This is a genomic window from Psychrobacter sp., from assembly GCF_018260395.1.
Classification (GTDB): Bacteria; Pseudomonadota; Gammaproteobacteria; order Pseudomonadales; family Moraxellaceae; genus Psychrobacter.
In genome coordinates this window covers 1-2,853 of record NZ_JAGLBC010000206.1, presented here as the reverse complement: position 1 = coordinate 2,853, position 2,853 = coordinate 1, and the positions used below count along the sequence as shown (strand labels likewise).

Sequence of the window (2,853 nt, the reverse complement as noted above, 5' to 3'; positions counted from 1 at the left end):
AGACAAAGCTGCCTGACTCAAGCAATCCACTCTCCGATAAAGTCGGGGCGGTTCATTGCCTGACTTTATTTTGGTTAATTACTTTATGGCAAAGGAAGATGGCATTCACGAGGAAGAACCTATATTAGAAGATAAAGATACCTCAGAATCATCTAATGAAAAAGCACCCAATCAGTTTACTAAACTTGCAAAATATTTTGAGAAGCCTACACTAACTACAGGCAAAAAATCATATAAAGCTGTTGTTATGCCTATGATAGCCCTTGGATTTTCAGTTACTTTTTTAGTATTGAACGTTATTTCGATGATAAGTCTTATAATCTCTGATCATTCAAAACAGCTAAGCATATGGTTTCAAAGGATTGCTACTGTAATTTTCTTTATTATACCTTTCTTAATATCGCCAACCACTCCACTGACGATACCTCAAAGCAACTCGATATTTCTTGAAATTGTCATCAAGTTTTTATATTTTTATCAAAATATTGTATGGATGATACAACAAGCTGTTATTGCTATTATATGAATATACTAACCAAATTTAGCTATTACATAATTTTTTTTGATTCCTGTCATGAAATTGGTAGATTTAAACTTGTAAATTTTAATCAGTCAAACAGTGATAGAATATAATAGCTTCGACATTGGTAAGCCTAATAGATATAAAAAAGCCTAATACAATGACTGTATTAGACTTATTGCAGTAATTTACATACTTATTGACTATTCAATTGGCTCAATACGTATCAATACAATACGATTTGCTTGTGTCTCCAAGATAGTATATCGATATCCTGCATCTTCAATCACTTCATTAATTTTAGGTATGGTATGCGATTTAGCCCCTAGATAACCACCAATCGTGAGCTGTTCAGCATCAGCATACAAATCTGGATCGCCTAGCTCTAGTCGTAACTGGTCAAGACTGGCTGTACCCTCTACAATCAAAAACCCATCATGCTGATTAATATCAGGTGACTCATCTTCATCTGGAAACTCTCCTGCAATAGCTTCAAATAAGTCTAGTGGCGTTACAAGACCTGCAAGCTGTCCAAATTCATCAATTACAATTGCCAAGTTACCTTTTGCTTTTTTTAGAACTTTGATTAAATGCAAATTATCTATAACGTCTGAAACATAGACAGGTTGATGCTGTTTTGCTAATTCATAAAGTGCTTGTTTATCATCATCAGTCACGCTCTCTAAAGTTTGCAAAATACTTTTTGATCTAACTACACCCAATACAGTGTCAATAGAATTATCACAAATCGGCAATAAGCTATGGGGCGTGCCAAAAACTTGGACTTTAATATCAGTGACTGAATCATGAATATTAACCCACGAAATCTCACTACGTGGCGTCATCACCGTCTCAATATCACGTTCACCCAGTGCCAATACACCGCTCATCATATAACGCTCTTCTTGCTCAAATGCTGTCTGTATTTGATCTGAGTGATTGTCTGCCGCTAGTTCATCGCTACTACCAGTTTTGCCACCCATTAAGCGTAAAATATTATCAGCTGTACGTTCGCGTAGCGGAACACGGTTTTCATAGTTAGTACGGTTACGTTTCGCGAATTGGTTAAAGGCTTCAATCAAAATTGAAAAACCTATTGCTGCATATAAATAACCTTTGGGTAAATGAAGACCAAAGCCTTCAACAATTAAACTAAAGCCAATCATCAATAAGAAGCTTAAACACAAGATAATAACCGTAGGGTGTTTGCCCACAAAATTAGTCAAAGGTTTTGACGCCAAAATCATCACTGCCATTGCCGCAATCACTGCCGCCATCATAACTTCAAGATGCTTTACCATGCCGACAGCAGTAATGACCGCATCAAATGAAAAAACCGCATCTAAAGTTACGATTTGAACAACAACAGCGGTAAAACTGGCGTAAAGCAGTTCGCCATCTTTATGCTCTGGCTTGCCTTCAATGTGTTCATGCAATTCTGCGGTGGCTTTGAATAATAAAAACACACCACCAACAATCAAAATCAAATCTCGAATTGAGATATCAAGTGAACCGAATATTGCAATAGGATTGGTCAAAGTAATCAGCCATGACATCACATACAATAAACCTAAGCGCATAACCAAGGCTAGAGTCAAACCTAAGTTACGGGCTTTATCACGCAAATGGGGCGGCAGTTTATTGGCTAGAATAGCAATAAAAACGAGGTTATCAATACCTAACACAAGCTCAAGGATAAAAAGTGTAAAAAAACCCAGCCAAACCGAAGGATCAGCTAATAGTTCTATCATGGGAAAAAAGCCCTATTAAAATTTAAAATAATTGATTGCACAGCTTCATTGAGTAATCATAAATATGAGATTAGCACATTTATGCGATCAACTTTCACCTTAGCAAAATATAATTTAGGTTCTGGCTAACTATATAAAATACATAGCAAAATACTAAATCAGCATAGCAGATTAATCGATGAGATAAACTACATATGAGTTGACGACAATTCACAACTTTTGACAGTTAGAACACACTTTCCTTGACTGAAATTTTCCTCGATTAAAAGATTACTTAGCAAATCGTCGCATGCAAAAACTATTATGTATTTGTAACTGAGTTTTAAACTGGTTTCAACGGCGTAAACTTTTTATTGATAATAAAAATGCACCGATAACCATAGCAATAGCAGCTCAATATAAAAACGTATTAAGTTTGCTCATCCTCCCACTGCTTGTTCTAAGAATAAAATCAGGCAGCAGATGAAAATAATATTCAACGACGTAAGATATAATGTTAATGAAAATAATAAAATTACAATGATAGTTAAAAACAGCAAATAACGGCTATTTTTAATAAGTTTTTATCATAAAAATAAGCCT

General features: G+C 35.2%; 2 protein-coding genes. One reads left to right on the top strand and one right to left on the bottom strand.

Annotation, left to right across the window (positions count from 1 at the left end; genetic code table 11):
* Positions 1–85 precede the first annotated feature (85 nt).
* A complete protein-coding gene (locus QZ265_RS10465) occupies positions 86–526 on the top strand; it encodes a hypothetical protein (protein ID WP_296405946.1) in 441 nt (146 codons plus the stop codon).
* A gap of 197 nt (positions 527–723) precedes the next feature.
* Here QZ265_RS10465 and QZ265_RS10460 read toward each other — a convergent pair whose 3' ends face one another.
* A complete protein-coding gene (locus QZ265_RS10460; RefSeq protein ID WP_296405944.1) occupies positions 724–2,271 on the bottom strand; it encodes a transporter associated domain-containing protein in 1,548 nt (515 codons plus the stop codon).
* Positions 2,272–2,853 lie beyond the last annotated feature (582 nt).